The sequence below is a fragment of the Streptomyces sp. NPDC057697 genome (assembly GCF_042799335.1).
Lineage (GTDB): Bacteria > Actinomycetota > Actinomycetes > Streptomycetales > Streptomycetaceae > Streptomyces.
This window is the reverse complement of sequence record NZ_JBHVJA010000011.1, coordinates 199,689-217,868: the sequence shown is the minus strand read 5'-3', so window position 1 is coordinate 217,868 and position 18,180 is coordinate 199,689. Positions and strand designations below refer to the sequence as shown.

The following is an 18,180-nucleotide window of genomic DNA, read 5'->3' as shown; positions in this document are numbered from 1 at the left end:
CTCTCCTGAGGGTCGCCTCAGCCGTCAATACTTATGACTGAGAGCGCTCTCAGAAACGGGAAGTCTTCACAACTCGTCGTCATGCGATGGGGGTTGTGGCCCGGCGTGCCGGGCCACAGTGTCGTCAGACCGTGGCGTCCAGGAACGCGGTCCAGGCGGCGGGCGGAACCGTGAGAACGGGGCCGTCCGTCACCTTGGAGTCGCGGATGTGCACGGCGGCGGGGTGGGCGGCCACCTCTACGCAGTCACCGCCCTGACCGCTGCTGTAGCTCGACTTGCGCCAGTCGTAGGCGACTTCGAGGCAGTCACCGCCCTGGGGTCCGCTGTAACTGGACTTGAACCAGGCGAGGGTGGCGGTGCTGGCGGCCGGGTGTGCTGCGCGGGTCATCTCTCTCCAAGCAGTTCGTCCAGTAGGCGCGCGCTCTTCTCGACGGAAAGCGCCTGCGAACGCAGCATCCCATAAATCTGCTGGAGCACACTGACGTCATCCGGGTCGTCGTGCAAGTAGCTGGTCAGCTGCCCCTCGACATAGGCGAGATGGTCGTGGTCGGGGGTCTCCAGCAGCACCATCGGCCCCTCAAGGCCAGCATGCTTCGGCAGCTTTCGCGGCATGATCTGGAGGCCCAGGAAAGGAAGCTCCATACAGCGGCGCAAGTGGGCGATCTGCGCCCGCATCATGGCGGGGTCGCCGATCTCGCTACCCAGGATGCTCTCCTCCAGGATGAAGTGCAGTATCGGGCGGGGCCTCCGCTCCAGGAGCTGCTGGCGGTCGAGTCGGGCGGTCAGTCGCTCCTCCAGTTGGTCCTCTTCGAGAGGTGGGTACTGGCAGGAGAAGAGGAAGCGGGCGTACTCCTCGGTCTGGAGCAGCCCCGGCACCACCTGGTTCTGGTACGAGAGCAGGGTCACCGCCTCCTGCTCGTATCCCACGAAGTTCTGTACGAACGCCGAGAACCGCTCCTTCTGGGGCACCTTCGCCACCGCGACCTGCAACGCACCCTTGGTGTCCAGCAGCTCGTCCAGAACGACCGCGAAGTCCCACTGCAACGCCCTCCGCCCCTGCTCGATCGACGCGATCGTGTCGTCGCCCACCGAGCACCGCTCCGCCAGGGCCGCTTGCGTGAGTCGGGACGCCTTGCGGAACATCGCCAGCTGGGCGCCGATCAGATGCCAGGACGTGACTCGCTTGCTCTTCTTCTTTGCCGGTTGCATGGACTGCCTCTCCCCGTCATGAACCCCGGATGATCCGTCAGAAGTCGTACATCGCCGTTGTACGACCCGACGCGCTGCTCAACCGTAGTGACGTTGTGTGACCTTGGAAGCGTGAACGAGACAACTCAACTCCCCCACTTCCGCGAGGTGTTCCACCGCCGGGAACGCCGGTCCGTCCCGCTCGTACGGCAGTTCGTGCGTGCGGTGCTCCTCGACTGGGCGTGCGAAGCCCGCGCCGACGACGTGTTGCTCTGCGTGAGCGAACTCGTCACCAACGCCCTGCTGCACGGCGTGCCGCCCGGCCGTGGATTCCGCCTCCGGCTCCAGCTGGAACCGGTCGACGGCATCCTCCGCGTCGAGGTCCACGACAGCGGGGGCGGGGAGGTCCGGCTCGCCGATTCCTGGGCGGGCCGGGACGAGGAAGGGGGCCGTGGGCTGCGGCTGGTGGCGGCGCTCGCCGACAAGTGGGGGGTGGGGGAGCGGGCCCCCGGCAAGGTGGTGTGGTGCGAGTTCGCGGTGCCGGTGGAGGCGGGGTGCGGCCTGGCGGGGAGATAGACCCGGGGGCCGAGATACAAGATCGGCGCGGTCTACCGGTTCCGGTCGTGCGTGGGCTATCCCTGGAGCGGTGGCCCTCGACGGGCCGTTCCCGTGAACTCGACGGGCCGTTCCCGTGGAAGCGGGAACAGAAGCCGAAGTGGAAGGAACCCTGCCATGACCGACTGGTACGTGGACGACCGCTGCACCAACTGCGATGTCGCCCGGCAGTTCGCGCCCGAGCTGATCATCGAGGAGGAGCGGGCGTCGCGGATCCTGCGACAGCCGGGCGACGACGCGGAGAACCGGCGCTTACACGCGGCGGTCTTCGCCTGTCCCACCCGCTCGATCCGTTCCGCGTCCGGGCAGCCGGACCCCGCGCTCGACCCGTTCCCGATGGCGCTGGACGACGGCGTACTCATCTGCGGGCACAACTCCCGGCAGACCGCCGGTGCCAACTCCTATCTGCTGCGGCGCCCGTCCGGCACGGCCATGATGATCGACACCCCGCGCTGGAGCCCCGCACTGGCCGAGCGGTACGTGGCGGCGACCGGGCCCGTCACCGATGTGCTGCTCACCCACCGCGACCATGTCGCGCACGGGCGCCGCTACGCCGACCACTACGGCGCCCGGCTGTGGATCCACGAGGGCGACCTCGACGCCGTACCGGACGCCGACCAGGTGATCCGGGGGACCGACCCGGTGGAGATCGGGGAGGGCGTCACCGCCCATCCGCTGCCCGGCCACACCCGGGGCAGCGTGCTCTACCTCGCGGACGACCGGTACTGCTTCACCGGGGACAGCTTCTACTGGTCGCGCACGACCGACGACCTCGAAGTCGCGGAGAGCGTGACCTGGTACTCCATCGGGGAGCTGGCCGCCTCCCTGGCGAGGGCGGACGGGAAGCTGCGGTTCGAGTGGGTGCTGCCCGGCCACGGCGACCGGCGGCGCCGGGACGCCGACGAGATGTCCCGGCGGCTGCACGCACTGGCCGAACGCACCGCACAGGCGCGGCCCCGGCAGATCGACTTCACCGCCGTGCGGTGGTGAGGAGACCCGGGATCCGTCGCCCGGCGGAAACCCGGCGTCCACTTGGACTTACGCGGAGCGGTTGTTGGACTGGAGGGCTCCGAGTCGTCGCAGGTCGTTGACGGTGTCCGGTCACGGGGACTACTCAGGGCACATGTCGCGAAGATTCACTTCGGCGGGCGCTGTCGCCGCCGCCTCAGCCGCCGTCCTGGCGCTGGTGGGGACCGCGCTCCCCGCCACCGCCGCCTCCGCCCCCTCACCCGCCGCAGTCGGACCGGCCGTGCCCGCGGGCGCCACCGTCATCGGGTCGGCGCAGCTCTCGGTCGCCGTCGCGGACGACTTCCCGCGCGTCCTGGCGTACACCGACCGGGCCAGTGGCGCCCGGCTGTACGGCAGCACCCGGCCGGTCACCGTCGTGACCCTCAACGGCACCGCGCACCCGGTGAAGCTCAAGGGCGCCCCCAGGGTCAGCGCCTCGACCGCCCGGTACACGCTGACCTTCACCGACCTGCCCGGCGTCGAGATCGACGCCTCGCTCTCGGTCTCCGGGCGCGCCACCACCTTCAAGGTGACGGCCGTCCGCGACACCGGGGCGTTCCGTGTCGGCACCATCGACATCCCCGGCCACGACCTGGTCTCCGTGGGCTCCACGGACACCGGCGGGGCCACCGCCTTCACCCGGCTGGACAACGACTCGACGAAGACCGCCGACGTCTTCGCGAAGGTCACCGCGGACACCGCCGCCGACACGGCGCCGGTCGGTGCCTCGTACGCGATCGTCAACACCGGCGCGCTCGCCGCGGCCGTCGAGTCCAACTCCTCGTACGACAAGCCGTCCGGTGCCACCGGAGGCGACGACGCCCGGTTCTGGCACCAGGCCCGCAAGGCCGACGACGGCGGTGTCCGGGTCGGCGTCTGGTCCGGCCAGTGGACCTACCGCGGCGACGGGGCGCCGAAGCCGGAGAGCGGGGACGACCTGCCCTGGGCGAAGGTCGTCGTCACCCCCGACGCCAACGGGGACAAGACCGTCGACTGGCAGGACGGCGCCGTCGCGTTCCGCTCCATCGGCGTGAAGGCGCCCGGCAGCGAGGACACCGCGGACCGGGTCGTCACGCACATCCCGTTCAACTTCGCCAGCCAGGCCACCCACCCCTTCCTGCGCACCCTCGACGACGTCAAGCGGATCTCGCTGGCCACCGACGGGCTCGGGCAGCTGGCCCTGCTCAAGGGGTACGCCTCCGAGGGCCACGACTCCGCCCACCCCGACTACGGCGGCGACTACAACAAGCGGGCCGGCGGGCTGAAGGAGCTCAACGAACTCCTGAAGGACGGCAAGAAGTGGGGCGCCACCTTCGGCGTCCACGTCAACGCCACCGAGGCGTACCCGGAGGCCAAGAACTTCGACGAGAAGCTCGTCGACAAGACCAAGCCCGGCTGGAACTGGCTCGGCCAGAGCTACTACATCGACCAGCGCCGCGACATCAACAGCGGCGACCTGGCCAAGCGCTTCCAGCAGCTGCGCGACGAGACCGACCGGAACCTGAGCCTGCTCTACATCGACGTCTACTACACGCACGGCTGGATCGCCGACAAGACCCTGCGGTCCGTGCAGAAGCAGGGCTGGAACGTCGCCACCGAGTGGGCCGACAAGTTCGAGCGGGGCTCGCTCTGGTCGCACTGGGCCAATGACCTCGACTACGGCGGCGCCACCAACAAGGGCCTCAACTCGAAGATCATCCGGTTCATCCGCAACGGCGAGAAGGACGTCTGGAACAACGACCCGGTCCTCGGCCAGGCCGCCATCGACGAGTTCGAGGGCTGGACCGGCGAGACCGACTGGAACGCCTTCTACGACAACATCTGGCAGCGCAACCTGCCCGCCAAGTACCTCCAGCAGCAGAAGATCACCCGCTGGGACGGCAACGACATCACCCTCACCGGCGGTGTCCGGGGCACGGTCGAGAACGGCGCGCGGACCTTCTACGACCACGGCCGCAAGGTCCTCAGCGGCACCGACTACCTGCTGCCGTGGGACGGCGGCAAGAAGCTGTACCACTACAGCAAGTCCGGCGGCACGAGCAGCTGGGCGGTGCCGTCGAACGGCACGTACACCGTCTACGCGCTGACCGACAACGGACGGGTGAAGACCGGCACGGTCAAGCCGGTCGACGGGAAGATCACGCTGACCGCCGAGGCCGGGCAGCCGTACGTCCTCTACCCGAAGCAGGCGCCGAAGGCCGCCGACCCCCGCTGGGGCCAGGGCACCCCGGTCGACGACCCGGGCTTCAACGACCGGGGACTCACCTCCTGGTCCACGACCGGAACGGTCACCCGCGACACCGACGGCCAGGGCCGCAACAGCGCCAAGCTCTCCGGCAGCGGCACCGCCGCGCTCTCCCAGCGCATCGACGGACTCACCCCCGGCAAGCGCTACACCGCCTCCGCGCTCATCGAGGTCCAGCCCGGGAAGACCCGGCACACGACGGTCTCGATCGGCGGGAAGTCCGTCGCCGTGGACCGCTCCACCCTCAAGGACCAGGTCGCCGCGTCCGACTGGCACGGCACCTACTTCCAGCGCGCCAAGGTGAACTTCACCGCCCCCGCGAACGGCCGCACCACCCTGCGTATCGAGGCGGCCAAGGGCAGCGCGGCGAGCGTGCGGGCCGATGACGTACGCATCGTCGCCAACGCCCCGAAGACCCGGGCCGACACCGTCTCCTACGAGGACTTCGAGGCCGTCGACCAGGGCTGGGGCCCCTTCCTCAAGGGCGACGCGGGCGGCTCCACCGACCCCCGCACCGTCATCTCCCAGCTGCACGCCCCGTACACCCAGGCCGGGTGGAACGGAAAGCTGATCGACGACGTGATCGGCGGGAAGGAGTCCCTCAAGTCCCACGAGGAGAACGCCGGGCTCGTCTACCGCACCGCCCCCTGGACCGTGCCGATGACCGACGGCCACCGCTACGAGGTCGCGTACGACTACCAGTCCAGCCACGCGGGCGCCTACGAATGGGTCGACGGCTACGACCGGATCACCGCCGACGGGAAGCCCGACTCGGTCGAGACCCGGACCACCGCCATCGGACAGCAGCGCACCACCGGCCACTTCGCCGAGACCGTCACCGCGGGCTGCGGCGACACCTGGACCGGACTGCGCAAGCGCGACGACGCCCCCGAAGGCGCCGACTTCGTCCTCGACTCCTTCACCGTGACCGACCTCGGACCGGCCCCCGCCTCCGAGCAGGCCGCCTGCGGCACCCTCGGCGTCGAACCGGCCGCCGAGACCCTGGAGCCGGGCAAGGCCAACACCGTCGAGGTCTCGTTCACCAACTACGAGGCGACGGCCGCGACCGGCGTCGCCCTGAGCCTGTCCGTGCCCGAGGGCTGGCAGGCGGAGCCCGCGGGCGCCGTCTCCTTCGACTCCGTCGCGGCGGGCGCCGAGGCCACCGGCAGCTGGCGGGTCACCCCGCCGGTGGACGCCAAGTACCAGACGTACAGCCTGAGTTCCGAGGCCACGTACACCGTCGGCGGCGCCCGGCGCACGCTCGGCGCGCAGACCTCCGTACGGACCCTGCCGCCGCCGCCCACCGCCGACAGCTGGGCCAGCGACCTGGACTGGACGGCCTCCGAGAACGGCTGGGGGCCGGTGGAGCGGGACCTCTCCAACGGTGAGACCGGCACCGGCGACGGCACCCCGCTGACCATCGGCGGCACCGTCTACACCAAGGGCCTGGGCAGCCACGCACCCGCGAGAATCCGCTACTACCTCGGCGGCAAGTGCACCTCGTTCACCGCCCAGGTCGGCGTGGACGACGTACAGAAGAGCGCCGGCAGCGTGCAGTTCTCCGTCAAGGCGGACGGCACCGAGAAGGTGAAGTCGCCCGTGCTGAAGGCGGCCGACAACGCCTGGTCGCTCACGGCCGACATCACCGGAGCCGCCTATGTCGACCTGGTCGTCGGCGACGGCGGCGACGGCAACGGCAACGACCACGCGGACTGGGGCGACGCGCGCTTCCACTGCGGCGGCTGAACCCCGGCGAGGCGGGACGGGCACGCGCACCACGGGCGTACCCGTCCCGCCTCACGCGTGCGCGGGGCAAAAGCTCGGGGGCCGGTGCCCGCACCTGAGACGATGAGCCGCCTCACGCGTGCGCGGGGCAAAAGCCCCGGCGCGAGGCGGCCCCGCGGTGTGACCCCCGGTGGACACGCGGTGACCGGAGTACGTCCAGGGACTGGGTGCGGTGCCCGCTACGCGCGTATTCTCTTGCGGCATGGGGGAGTTGAAGGCCGACTGGCGGCTGCGATTACGGCAGGGCGGCGCGGGCGGGCCGGTCTGCGGCGCCGGAGTGCTGCTCACCCAGGACCGGGCGCTCACCTGCGCGCACGTCGTGAAGGAGCCGGACGCCCGGATCTGGGTGGAGTTCGCCGAGAACCCCGCCATCGCCTCCGTCGGGGCGCGCGTGGCCGAGGGCGGCTGGCTCCCCACCACCGGCGCGAGAGGCGAGGACATCGCCCTGCTCGCCCTGGACAGCCCGCGCCCGCACGCCACCCCCGCCACGCTCGAACGGCGCCTGGAGCGCGGCGACGAGGTGTGGATCGGCGGATACGCGCGCTCCTTCGCCGACGGGATGTGGCTGACCGGGCGGATCAGCGGGGCGCACGGCGCCTGGATCCAGCTCGACGCCGACCGCAACGAACAGGTGGTGAGGCGCGGGTTCAGCGGGGCCGCCGTGCAGGTGCGCCGCGGACCGGCCGGACCGCCCGAGCGGGTCGTCGGCCTGGTCGTCAGCTGGCGCGGCGACCTGGAACTCGCGCTGCCGACCGACAACGACCTGGCGTTCTCGTACATGATCCCGATCGACAAGATCGCCGAACTCGTCCCGCTGGTCGATGAGTTGAGCGGCCCGGACGCCTGGGACCACGGGCTGGACCGGCGGCTGCGGCGCTGGTTCGCCGGGGGCGAGGAACCCGCGGTCCGCTTCAGCGTCGTCCCCCGCGGCGGCGGCCGCGACCGCACCCTCGGCCACCATCTGCACCGCGCCCACCTCGTCTACCGGGGCGGACGCACCACCCCCGAGGAATTCGCCGACGAACTGGTCACCCGGCTGCGGACCCCCCGCCACCAGGCCCACGCCTACCGCGACTGGCTGCTCACGGGCGGCGCCCCGCCGCACCGGCCGGCGGACGCGGAACCCCGGGGCGCGGGGCCCAGCCTCGCCGTGGTCGGACTCGACGAGGACCGCCGGCCGCTCCGCCTGGTGCCGCTGCTCGCCCGGGTGCGGGAACTCGGCTTCCGGCTGCTCGTCATCGTGCGCGGCAGCGGGGGCGACGAGGTGACCGAAGTGGTGCGGCAACTGCTGTCACCGGCCCTCGACGAGCGGGCCGGCCTGCTGATCCGCCGCGTCGAGGGCATCGAGTCGGAGTGGGCCGCGCTGAACGGGCTGGTGGAATCGGCCTCCCTGAGCCCCCCGCCGCGCACCACCGCCGCCCGCCGCCGTCACCAGCTGGCCCGGCTGCGCGCCGTCGACGACCCGTACGAACGGCTCACCGCCCTCCGGGCCCTGCTGCGCGAACTCCGCGCGGACCTGGAGCGGTACGGCGGTGCGGGCGCCTTCGGACCGCGCGACGAGCCGGGCCCGGCCGGTCGCCGATGAGGATTCCCTGCCCGCACCGCCGGTTCACCGGAGCCCCCTGCGAGGGCGCCGTGCAGACCACCGGCCACTGCGACACCTGCGGCCGCTCCGAGGACGGCCCCGGCCTCCCGCCGCTGCCCGCCGCCCCCGAGAAGTGCGGCCCCGGAGGACTGCTGGAACTGCCCCCGCTCAGCCCCAGCACCCCCGCGCAGCGCCTCAGCGCCGCCGTGCCCCGGGCCCACGTCCGGATGAGCTGCTCCTCCAAGTCCTGCGGCCTGTACTTCGGCGTCCCGTACACCGCCGCACCGCCGCCCGACGAGGGCCACTGCCCCCGGTGCGGGGTGCCCTACTCCTACCGCCCCGAACTCACCCGGGACGGCCCGCTCCTCCAGGACCAGTACCGGATCCTCGGGCCCATCGCCCACGGCGGCCAGGGCTGGGTCTACCTCGCCCTCGACACCCACCTGGAAGACCTCGTCGCCGTCAAGGGCATGCTGAACCGGTACGCCGAACGAGGCGCCGCCCAGGCCGCCGAGGAGCGCCGCAGCCTCGTCGCCATCCGGCACGAACGCATCGTCCAGATCCGGGACTTCGTCAGCACCAGCAACGAGGACGGCACGGTCTCCGGCGGCTACATCGTGATGGAGGACGTCGGCGACCGCACGCTCTCGGCCGTCGTCGAGGCGACCCGGCAGGGCCACTTCGTCCTCGACATCGAACACGTCATCACCTACGGCTGCCAGATCCTCGAAGCCCTCGCCCATCTGCACGGCATGGGATTCCTGTACGGCGACATGAAGCCGTCCAACGTCGTCCACCAGCACGACGGCGTCAAGGTCATCGACCTCGGCGGGGTGCGCGGCAGCCGCTCCGTGGGGCTGCCCCCCGTCATCACCCCCAGGTACGCCGCGCCAGAGACGACCGCGGGCGGGGCGCTGACCATCGCCCACGACATCCACACCGTCGGCGCGACCCTGGCCGAACTGGCGGGCTGGGCGGTCGGCGACGACGTGCCCGGCCTCGGCACCAGCTCCTTCCGGCTGGTGGTGGACCGGGCCACCGACCGGGACCCGGAACGCCGCTTCGCCGACGCCGAGGAGATGGCCGGCCAGCTGCGCGGGGTGCTGCGCGAGATCCGGGCGCTGCGCGGGAAGCGGGACCGCACCGAACCCTCCGCCTGCTTCACCCCCTCCACCGAACTGCTCGGGGCGCGGCTGGGCACCGTGCCCGACTACGCGCACTGGCTGGACCGCGCCCCGCACCGCCGCGACGAGACGCGCGAGGCACCCGCCCTGGACCCGGGGATCCCTACCCCCACCGAGATCGCCCGGCGGCTGCCGGTCCCCCGGCCCTACCCGGGGGACCCGGAGGCGGCCCGGTTCCTGGTGAGCAGCTACGACCCCGCCCGGCTGCTGGCCCAGCCCGGCTCGGGGGAGCAGTCGGTGGAGATCTGCCTGCACAACGCCCGGCTGCTGCTCGGCCAGGAGGGCGGCGAGGCGCTGGCGCGGGCGCGCGAACAGGTGGAGGCGGCGAACGCCATCCCCGGCCCCGGGCCCGTGCGGCAGTGGCGCCTCAGCTGGCACTGGGGACTCGTCGCCCTGCGCAGCGCGGACGTCCTGGACGACCGGCGCCAGTTGCTGGAGGCGGCCCTGGAGCACTTCGCCGCCGTCCACCGGGCGCTGCCCGGCGAGTACGCCGCGAAGCTGGCCCTGGCCTATGTCGCGGAGCAGCTCGGCCCGGACCGCCCGGCCGGCGCGATCCCCTCGGCGTACGAACTCTTCCGGGCCGTGCACGCCCGCAACCCCTCCCACGTCGGAGCCGCGCTGGGCCTGGCCCGGCTGGCCCTGGCGCGTGGCGAGCGGGACGCGGCGGCCGGGGTGCTCGACCTGGTGCCGGACGAGTCGCGCGACCACGCCGTCGCCCGGATCGCCGCGCTCCGCATCCGGGCCGCCCGGCTCGCGGCGGGCGGGCGGCCGCTGCCCGGGAAGCGGCAGATCGACACCGTGCTCGCCGCGGTCCCGCTGCGCGAGGGCGGCCCCGGGCCGCATCCGGCCTCCGTGGTGACGGTCGACGAGGCGGCCCGGCTGCTCCGTACCGAGCTGTACGAGTGGAAGCTCGACGCGGTCCGGGCGGAGGCGGGCGGCGTACGGCCCGACGGCCGCTGGTGGCGGCGCGGGCTGCCCCCGGTGCCGGTGCCCGGGGAACCGGCCGTACGGGCGCAACTGGCGGGCTGCTACCGCTGGATGGCCCGCCAGTGCAAGGACACCGGCGACCACGAGAAGCTCATCGACCTCTCGCACGCCGTCCGCCCGCAGACCCGCTACTGGTTCCCGCCCCGACGCCGTACCCCCGGAGGCAGCTGAATGGGCCGCACCCCCGCGTCGTCCGGTCTCGGCATCGGCCTGTCCGTCCGGGTCGCGAAGAGACAGCGGCCGGACCGGGACGCCCGGATCGACGCCCACGTCAGGGTCCGGGCGGTCGCCGTGGGCCCGCGCGACCGGGTGCCGGCCGTGGACATCGCCCTGGTCATCGCGGTGGACGTGGCCGCCGTGCGGCGGGACGCGGCCGTCGCGGCGCTGTCCGGGACCGTGGCGGAGCTGCCCGACGGGATCTCCTACAGCGTGCTGGGCGGCGGGGCCGCGCAGTGCTACCCGCTGCGCGGCCGCTGGGCGCTCGCCGGTCCCGCCGACCGGCGCGACGCCGCCTTCAGCGTCGGGCGGATCGCCCCGGCCGACGAGGGCCGCGAACCGCCCGGGTACAGCGGCTGGCTGGCCACGGCACGCGCGCTCTTCGCCGAACGCGCCCTCCCCGTACGGCACCTGCTGCTGATCACCGATGGCAGCAGCCGCGGCGAGGGCGACGACACCGGCCGCCCGGACAGTGCGCTGAGCCGCGAACTGGGGCGCTGCGCGGGGGAGTTCACCGCCGATGTGATCGCGCCCGGCGCGGGCTGGGACCCGGCCCCGCTGCTCGCCGTCGCGGACCGGCTGCACGGAGCCGCCGTCCCCTCGCCCGACGCCTTCGCCCCCGCCGTCACCGCCGCCCTGGGCAGGCTGCGCCGGGTCCGCAGCCCCGAACTCCCCATCGAGGTGTCCGTGCGCCCCGCGGTACGGGAGGTGACGCTGACCGAGACCGCCCCGCACCAGCAACTGCTGGAGCCGGAGCCCGTCCCCGACGCTCCGCGCCGCCTGTCCTTCCGCACCCACCAGTGGAAACCGGAGTCCCGCGACTACCTCCTCACCCTCCACGCCGACGCGGGCAACGACCCGCTGGGCGTGCCCCTCCAGCTCGCCGCCGTCACGGCGGGCGGCGCCACCGAGGCGGTCGTGGTCAGCTGGCTGCCGTCCGCAACCGCCGCGGACACCGCGCGCGTCTCCGGGGCCGCGGGCCGCGACATCCACACGATGAACGTCTCCACACAGATGCGGACCGCCCTCAACCAGGGCTACACCGCCCTCGACCTGGAGAACCGCGAGCGGGCGGAGGCGCGGCTCGGACTCGCCGTCCGGCTCGCCACCGAGATCGCCGCCGACTGGGCCGTGGACGAGGTCCGCAAGGTCGCCCGCATCGTGGACGCCCCGCGCGGGATCGTCCGGATCGGGCCGGGCGTCGACCCGGGCGCCGTCCGCCAGGGCATGCTCAGCATCACCTCCGGACACCCCGTCGAGCTGCCCCCGGCCGCTCGGACCGGCCCCGGGGCCGCGTGCCCGCACTGCGGCCATCCGGCCGGACCGGCGGCCGTGTACTGCATCGACTGCGGGAGGCGGCTGTGAGACCGCGACGACGACCCGGCCGCGACGCCTACCGGTCCAGGACCCGGCGGCTGCTGGAGTGGCATCTGGCCGCGATGCTGGTGGCCGCCCTAGTCTCGATGAGCGCCCTGCTCGTCTCGTACCGCGAGGTCCAGATCTCGGCGGGCGAGATGCGCACCCGGGGCGCCCCCGCCGTGCAGGGCGTCGCCGCCACCCAGCTCGCCCTGCTGCGCGCCCACAAGGAGGCCGAGGCATCGGTCCACAGCGGCATCGCCGACGTGGTCGGCGCCGGTGCCTGGTACGAGAACCAGCTCGCCGCCGCCGACCAGGGGCTCTCCCGTCTCTCCGACGTGCAGATCGACGGGGACCGGGGCCGCGGAGTGCTGGAGACCGTGAACGGGGTGCTCACCTCCTACAGCAGCTCCATCACCCCCGGCGCGGTGAAGTACGTGTCGGACGAGCCGATGCAGACCGAGAAGTTCACCGAGGCCGAGACGCTCCTCACCCGCGAGGGCACCGGGGTGGTGCCGCGTCTGGACGTCCTCCAGGGGCACCAGATGGCCCGGATCGACACGCTCAGCTCGCTGGACGCCCTCCAGTGGTCCGGCTGGGCGGCCGCCGAACTCGGCCTGCTCGTCCTGGTCCTGATCACCCTCTCCGCGCTGTGGGTGCTGCGCACCCGCTGCGGCCACAGCCTCGACCTCTGTCTGCTGGTCTCGCTGCTGGCCGTCGTCTTCCTGGCGACCGGCCCGCTGATCGCGACGAGCACCACCCAGGACCGGCTGTCCACCGCCCGCGACGGACTGGTCCGGATCGAACAACAGGCCCGCGACCACCGCGATCTGGCCGCCTCCCAGCAGGCCGTCACCGACACGGCGACCCGGGTCCGGGCGGGGCTGGCCGCCCAGGGCTGGCAGGGCGGCATCTACTACGGGGCGCTCGCGGCCGGCGCCCTGGCCGTGCTGCTGCCCGCCGTCGGCATCGGCCGCCACCTCAACGCCGACTACTGGAGGACCGGATGATGCCGCCCGCCCGCGCCCTCCTGCTCGTGCTGTGCCTGGCACTGGCGGCGGCGGGGTGCGGGCTCGCCGCCCCGGGCGGCGGCGACGAACAGCCGAAGGTGACGATCCTCGGGCCGTGGACCGACGACCAGGAGACCCGGTTCAAGGCGGTCCTGGACACCCTGGGCACCCCGTACACCTACCAGGGCACCGCCGCCACCCGGGAGGTCCTGCTCGCCGCGGTGCAGGCGGGCAACCCGCCCGACATCGCGATCCTGCCGGGCGTCGGGGACCTCGTCGAGTACGCCGCGGAGCGGCGGCTCCGCCCGCTGGGCAAGGGCGCGGGCGCGAAGTACGGCAGGCCCTGGCAGCCGGAGGCGAAAGGCATAGAGGCCGATCTCTGGGTGCCGCTCAAGGCGGACCTCAAGAGCATCGCCTGGTACCGGAAGGACCGCCCCCCGGCCTCCGCCCCCGCACCGCTGACCTCCTGGTGCATCGGCATGGGCGACGACGGGGCCTCGGGCTGGCCGGGCAGCGACTGGATCGAGGACCTGATCCTCCAGACGGCCGGCCCGGTGCTGTACGAACGGTGGGCGACCGGGGACCTGGACTGGACGGACCCCCGGGTGGTCCACGCCTGGACCCTCTGGGCCGGTCTGCTGGCCCAGGACCCGGCCGCCGCCCGCCGGGCCCTGCTGCGCGACCACCGGGGCCCGCCGGGCGGCAGCGGACTGCTCTTCGGCGGCGGCTGCGCGCTGGAGCACCAGGGCTCCTTCGCCCGGTTCTTCTACGGGCACGACCGGGACCGGGCCGCCTTCACGGACTCCGCGCCGCTGCTCCCCTCGGGCCCGAGGCTCAAGGGCCGCGAGGTGTCCGCCGACTTCGCCGCGCTCTTCGGCAGCTCCGCCGAGGCCCGCGAGCTGCTCACCCGGCTGACCTCGCGCCGGGCCCAGGAGGAGTGGGGCCGCCGGGCCGGGGTATTCTCGCCGGACTCCGGGGTGCCGGCCCGGAAGGGCATGGTCGAGAAGGCGATCAGCGGCCGCCTCACCGACCAGCGGGTGCCGCTCTGCCTGGACGCCTCCGACGTGATGCCCGCCGCCGTGCGGGACGCGTTCTACGAGGCGGTGCTGCTGACCATCGCCCACCCCGGGGCCCCGGTGCGGGACCGGCTGGACGACGTCCAACGGGTGCAGGAGGCCCAACCGGACCACACCCGGAGGCTGACAGGGGTGTGCAGCAGACCACAGTGAGTCTTTGTCGGACTCGCACAAAGACTGCCCCGTACCGGCTGGTACTTCGCCTGCATCCCGCCCGGCTTCTGTGGAGCCCCGCCAGGAAACGGGTCAGGAGACTGTACGGAGTCGACGGCAGGATTTCCTTGCCGGGCTTCGTAGGGTCGGTACATGACCGTTGTGGACGAAACCCCGGGCGAGCCGAGCGACACCCGTGGCCGGGTGGCCGAACTGCTGGCGCTGCGAGAGCAGGCCCGACGCGGACCGAGTGACCGGGCGACCGAGGCGCAGCACGCCAAGGGCAAGCTGACGGCGCGTGAGCGCATCGCGCTGCTCCTCGACGAGGGTTCGTTCAAGGAGGTCGAGCAGCTGCGCCGGCACCGGGCGACCGGCTTCGGCCTGGAGGAGAAGAAGCCGTACACCGACGGTGTCATCACCGGCTGGGGCACGGTCGAGGGCCGTACGGTCTTCGTCTACGCGCACGACTTCCGGATCTTCGGCGGAGCGCTGGGCGAGGCCCACGCCACGAAGATCCACAAGATCATGGACATGGCCATCTCGGCCGGTGCGCCGCTGGTCTCGCTGAACGACGGCGCGGGCGCCCGTATCCAGGAGGGCGTGAGCGCGCTCGCCGGATACGGCGGGATCTTCCAGCGCAACACCCGGGCGTCCGGCGTCATCCCGCAGATCAGCGTGATGCTCGGCCCGTGCGCGGGCGGCGCGGCCTACTCCCCGGCGCTGACCGACTTCGTGTTCATGGTCCGCGAGACCTCGCAGATGTTCATCACCGGACCGGACGTCGTCAAGGCGGTCACCGGTGAGGAGATCACCCAGAACGGACTCGGCGGCGCGGACGTGCACGCCGAGACCTCGGGCGTCGCGCACTTCGCGTACGACGACGAGGAGACCTGCATCGCCGAGGTCCGCTACCTGATCGGGATGCTGCCCTCGAACAACCGCGAGAACCCGCCGACCGCCGAGAGCGACGACCCCGCCGACCGGCGCGGCGACGTCCTGCTCGACCTGGTCCCGGCCGACGGCAACCGCCCGTACGACATGCACAAGGTCATCGAGGAGCTCGTCGACGACGGCGACTACCTGGAGATCCACGAGCGCTGGGCCCGCAACATCGTCTGCGCCCTGGCCCGGATGGACGGCCAGGTCGTCGGCATCGTCGCCAACCAGCCGCAGTCCCTCGCGGGCGTCCTGGACATCGAGGCCTCCGAGAAGGCGGCCCGCTTCGTCCAGATGTGCGATGCGTTCAACATCCCCATCATCACCCTTTTGGACGTACCCGGCTTTCTGCCCGGCGTCGACCAGGAGCACGGTGGAATCATTCGGCACGGTGCGAAGCTCCTCTACGCGTACTGCAACGCCACGGTGCCGAGGATCTCGCTGATCCTGCGCAAGGCCTACGGCGGTGCGTACATCGTGATGGACAGCCAGTCCATCGGTGCCGACCTGACCTACGCCTGGCCGACCAACGAGATCGCGGTGATGGGCGCCGAGGGCGCCGCCAACGTCATCTTCCGTCGGCAGATCGCCGACGCCGAGGACCCGGAAGCCATGCGCAAGCGCATGGTCAAGGAGTACAAGGCGGAACTGATGCATCCGTACTACGCGGCGGAGCGCGGCCTGGTCGACGACGTCATCGACCCCGCCGAGACCCGCGAGGTGCTGATCGCCTCGCTCGCCATGCTCCGCTCCAAGCACGCCGACCTGCCGTCCCGCAAGCACGGCAACCCCCCGCAGTAGTCCGCACCCCGCGCAGTACCCCTGCCGAGACCGCGAAGACCTGCCTGCCGAGAAGACGGAGAAACCACCCATGAGCACTGCTGCCGAGTCCGTGCTGCGCGTCGAGAAGGGTCTTGCCGACCCCGAGGAACTGGCCGCGATAACCGCGGTCCTGCTCGCCCGTGCCGCGGCCCAGCCCGCCGCACCCCCCGCCCGCCGCGGCCGCAACACGGCCGGCTGGCGCCGCCTGGAGCGCACGCCGGGCTTCCGGGCCCCGCACTCCTGGCAGGGCTGACACGCACCGCGCGAAAGGGCCCCGCACTCCTTCCGGAGCGCGGGGCCCTTTCGTACGTCCGGGGAGGCCCTAGCGGAGCCGGGCCATGAGCGCGTGCTCGACGAGCGTGATCAGCGCGCTCTTGGCGTCGGCGCGGTGGCGCGCGTCCGTGGTCAGGATCGGGGTGTCGGGTCCGATCTGGAGGGCCTCGCGGACCTCGTCGGGGGTGTAGGGCTGGTGTCCGTCGAAGCCGTTGAGGGCGATGACGAAGGGGAGGCCGCTGTTCTCGAAGTAGTCGACGGCGGGGAAGCAGTCGGCGAGGCGGCGGGTGTCGACGAGGACGACGGCGCCGATGGCGCCGCGGACCAGGTCGTCCCACATGAACCAGAAGCGGTCCTGTCCGGGCGTACCGAAGAGGTACAGGATCAGGTCCTGGTCCAGCGTGATGCGACCGAAGTCCATCGCCACCGTCGTGGTGGTCTTGTCCCCGGTGTGCGTCAGGTCGTCGATGCCCGCGGACGCGGACGTCATCACGGCTTCGGTGCGCAGCGGGTTGATCTCCGAGACGGCACCGACGAACGTGGTCTTACCCACGCCGAAGCCCCCTGCCACCACGATCTTCGCCGAGGTAGTGGAGCGGGCTGCTCCGCCGCTAGAGCTTGCGAAGTCCACTGAGCACCCTTTCGAGCAGTGTCACATCTGGCTGGCCGCCGGCGGACTCGTCGCCGCCGGGCTGATGGATAGCGACGAGTCCGGCCTCTGCCAGGTCGGCTACGAGGATCCGGGCAACGCCGAGCGGGATCGAGAGCAGTGCCGAAATCTCGGCGACCGACTTGATCTCGAAGCACAGCCGGCAGATCCGCTGGTGCTCGGGCAACTGCCCTTGCAGCCGGGACGGATCGGCCGTGGTACTGACCAACGCCTCAATGGCGAGTTGGTAGCGCGGTCGGGTCCGGCCGCCGGTCATGGCGTACGGACGAACCAGCGGATTGTGCGCGGAGGGCGCGACGGGCTCGGGGGCCTGCCGCGGCTGCACCGGCTGAATACGGGGCGTCCGGGGCGCGTCGTAGCGGTGGGGACGCTGCGCGGGCCATCCCGGACCCTGTGGGGCTCCCTGCGGCGGCTGCTGGGCCTGCCACGGCTGCTGATGGGGCCGGTAGGGCGGACGGGGGCCCTGTCCGCTGGGTGCGGAGGGGAAGTCGTAACGGTTGTCCCCGTGCTCACCCGGTACGTGTCGGCCACCGTCGTAAGGGTGCCCGCCCTGGGGTGTGTCCACGATTCCTCCTCCGACTGCCGGTCCCGATCCCAGTGGGCCCGCGCCACCGCACCTTATGGCGCGGTGGCGTGAAACGCACTGTCTGTCTACTAGTTAAGAAGACTTCCCTGTAGTTCGGCACGGAGGTCCGGAGTGAGAACACTGCCCGCACGGTCGACGAGAAGTGCCATTTCGTACCCGACCAGACCGATATCGGCATCCGGATGTGCAAGAACGGCAAGCGAGGATCCGTCGGAAATGGACATGATGAAGAGGAATCCGCGCTCCATCTCCACAACTGTCTGATTCACCGCGCCGCCCTCGAAGATCCGCGAGGCACCCGCGGTCAGCGAGGTCAGCCCGGAGGCGACGGCCGCCAGCTGGTCGGCGCGGTCCCGGGGGAATCCCTCGGACATCGCCAGCAGGAGTCCGTCGGCGGAGACCACCACCGTGTGCGACACCCCGGGGGTGTTGTCCACGAAGTTGGTGATCAACCAGTTCAGATTCTGCGCCGCCTGGCTCATCGG

General features: G+C 72.1%; 15 protein-coding genes. 10 read left to right on the top strand and 5 right to left on the bottom strand.

Annotation, left to right across the window (positions count from 1 at the left end; all coding sequences use genetic code 11):
• Positions 1-124: 124 nt before the first annotated feature.
• A complete protein-coding gene (locus ACFVFH_RS26560) occupies positions 125-388 on the bottom strand; it encodes a DUF397 domain-containing protein (protein ID WP_383773025.1) in 264 nt (87 codons plus the stop codon).
• Entirely contained in the window at positions 385-1,209 is an 825-nt protein-coding gene (locus ACFVFH_RS26555) for a helix-turn-helix domain-containing protein (protein ID WP_383773023.1), read from the bottom strand. The genes ACFVFH_RS26560 and ACFVFH_RS26555 overlap by 4 nt, the downstream gene beginning before the upstream one ends.
• Positions 1,210-1,320: 111 nt before the next feature.
• On the opposite strand from ACFVFH_RS26555, the gene ACFVFH_RS26550 reads away from it, so the two are divergent.
• The 10 genes from ACFVFH_RS26550 to ACFVFH_RS26505 all read left to right on the top strand — a co-directional run bounded on the left by ACFVFH_RS26550 (position 1,321) and on the right by ACFVFH_RS26505 (position 16,419).
• The gene (locus tag ACFVFH_RS26550; protein WP_383773021.1) at positions 1,321-1,764 is read left to right on the top strand and encodes an ATP-binding protein; all 444 of its coding nucleotides are present in this window, start codon (positions 1,321-1,323) and stop codon (positions 1,762-1,764) included.
• A gap of 156 nt (positions 1,765-1,920) precedes the next feature.
• A complete protein-coding gene (locus ACFVFH_RS26545; protein ID WP_383773019.1) occupies positions 1,921-2,793 on the top strand; it encodes an MBL fold metallo-hydrolase in 873 nt (290 codons plus the stop codon).
• 133 nt (positions 2,794-2,926) lie between these two features.
• Positions 2,927-6,802, top strand: a complete 3,876-nt coding sequence (locus ACFVFH_RS26540; protein ID WP_383773018.1) for an endo-alpha-N-acetylgalactosaminidase family protein — start codon at positions 2,927-2,929, stop codon at positions 6,800-6,802.
• 241 nt (positions 6,803-7,043) lie between these two features.
• Positions 7,044-8,426 carry a serine protease gene (locus ACFVFH_RS26535; protein ID WP_383773016.1) on the top strand — a complete coding sequence of 461 codons (1,383 nt, stop codon included), beginning with the start codon at positions 7,044-7,046 and terminating at the stop codon, positions 8,424-8,426.
• Complete coding sequence (locus ACFVFH_RS26530) at positions 8,423-10,768, top strand: tetratricopeptide repeat protein (protein ID WP_383773014.1); 2,346 nt, start codon at positions 8,423-8,425, stop codon at positions 10,766-10,768. Before ACFVFH_RS26535 ends, ACFVFH_RS26530 begins: the two co-directional genes overlap by 4 nt.
• Positions 10,769-12,178, top strand: a complete 1,410-nt coding sequence (locus ACFVFH_RS26525) for a hypothetical protein (protein ID WP_383773012.1) — start codon at positions 10,769-10,771, stop codon at positions 12,176-12,178. It begins immediately after the preceding gene.
• Positions 12,175-13,179, top strand: a complete 1,005-nt coding sequence (locus ACFVFH_RS26520; RefSeq protein ID WP_383773010.1) for a hypothetical protein — start codon at positions 12,175-12,177, stop codon at positions 13,177-13,179. The genes ACFVFH_RS26525 and ACFVFH_RS26520 overlap by 4 nt, the downstream gene beginning before the upstream one ends.
• Positions 13,176-14,408 (top strand): carbohydrate ABC transporter substrate-binding protein, encoded by a 1,233-nt coding sequence (locus ACFVFH_RS26515; protein WP_383773008.1) that lies wholly within the window; start codon positions 13,176-13,178, stop codon positions 14,406-14,408. Before ACFVFH_RS26520 ends, ACFVFH_RS26515 begins: the two co-directional genes overlap by 4 nt.
• 153 nt (positions 14,409-14,561) lie before the next feature.
• Complete coding sequence (locus tag ACFVFH_RS26510) at positions 14,562-16,145, top strand: acyl-CoA carboxylase subunit beta (protein ID WP_383773006.1); 1,584 nt, start codon at positions 14,562-14,564, stop codon at positions 16,143-16,145.
• Between the two features lie 70 nt (positions 16,146-16,215).
• Complete coding sequence (locus tag ACFVFH_RS26505; RefSeq protein ID WP_383773004.1) at positions 16,216-16,419, top strand: acyl-CoA carboxylase subunit epsilon; 204 nt, start codon at positions 16,216-16,218, stop codon at positions 16,417-16,419.
• Positions 16,420-16,488: 69 nt separating this feature from the next.
• Here ACFVFH_RS26505 and ACFVFH_RS26500 read toward each other — a convergent pair whose 3' ends face one another.
• The 3 genes from ACFVFH_RS26500 to ACFVFH_RS26490 form a co-directional block, all read right to left on the bottom strand.
• Entirely contained in the window at positions 16,489-17,070 is a 582-nt protein-coding gene (locus ACFVFH_RS26500) for an ATP/GTP-binding protein (protein ID WP_014048542.1), read from the bottom strand.
• On the bottom strand, positions 17,051-17,674 hold the full coding sequence (locus ACFVFH_RS26495; RefSeq protein ID WP_383773002.1) for a DUF742 domain-containing protein: 624 nt from the start codon (positions 17,672-17,674) through the stop codon (positions 17,051-17,053). The genes ACFVFH_RS26500 and ACFVFH_RS26495 overlap by 20 nt, the downstream gene beginning before the upstream one ends.
• An 89-nt stretch (positions 17,675-17,763) precedes the next feature.
• A complete protein-coding gene (locus tag ACFVFH_RS26490; RefSeq protein ID WP_006127847.1) occupies positions 17,764-18,177 on the bottom strand; it encodes a roadblock/LC7 domain-containing protein in 414 nt (137 codons plus the stop codon).
• Positions 18,178-18,180 lie beyond the last annotated feature (3 nt).

What these genes read in the sequence shown, in the direction of transcription:
- ACFVFH_RS26535 (WP_383773016.1), top strand. Translation starts at nt 7,044, where the DNA reads ATGGGGGAGTTGAAGGCCGACTGGCGGCTGCGATTACGGCAGGGCGGC.
- ACFVFH_RS26515 (WP_383773008.1), top strand. Translation starts at nt 13,176, where the DNA reads ATGATGCCGCCCGCCCGCGCCCTCCTGCTCGTGCTGTGCCTGGCACTG.
- ACFVFH_RS26560 (WP_383773025.1), bottom strand. Translation starts at nt 388, where the DNA reads ATGACCCGCGCAGCACACCCGGCCGCCAGCACCGCCACCCTCGCCTGG.
- ACFVFH_RS26510 (WP_383773006.1), top strand. Translation starts at nt 14,562, where the DNA reads ATGACCGTTGTGGACGAAACCCCGGGCGAGCCGAGCGACACCCGTGGC.
- ACFVFH_RS26555 (WP_383773023.1), bottom strand. Translation starts at nt 1,209, where the DNA reads ATGCAACCGGCAAAGAAGAAGAGCAAGCGAGTCACGTCCTGGCATCTG.
- ACFVFH_RS26545 (WP_383773019.1), top strand. Translation starts at nt 1,921, where the DNA reads ATGACCGACTGGTACGTGGACGACCGCTGCACCAACTGCGATGTCGCC.
- ACFVFH_RS26525 (WP_383773012.1), top strand. Translation starts at nt 10,769, where the DNA reads ATGGGCCGCACCCCCGCGTCGTCCGGTCTCGGCATCGGCCTGTCCGTC.
- ACFVFH_RS26505 (WP_383773004.1), top strand. Translation starts at nt 16,216, where the DNA reads ATGAGCACTGCTGCCGAGTCCGTGCTGCGCGTCGAGAAGGGTCTTGCC.
- ACFVFH_RS26540 (WP_383773018.1), top strand. Translation starts at nt 2,927, where the DNA reads ATGTCGCGAAGATTCACTTCGGCGGGCGCTGTCGCCGCCGCCTCAGCC.
- ACFVFH_RS26530 (WP_383773014.1), top strand. Translation starts at nt 8,423, where the DNA reads ATGAGGATTCCCTGCCCGCACCGCCGGTTCACCGGAGCCCCCTGCGAG.
- ACFVFH_RS26490 (WP_006127847.1), bottom strand. Translation starts at nt 18,177, where the DNA reads ATGAGCCAGGCGGCGCAGAATCTGAACTGGTTGATCACCAACTTCGTG.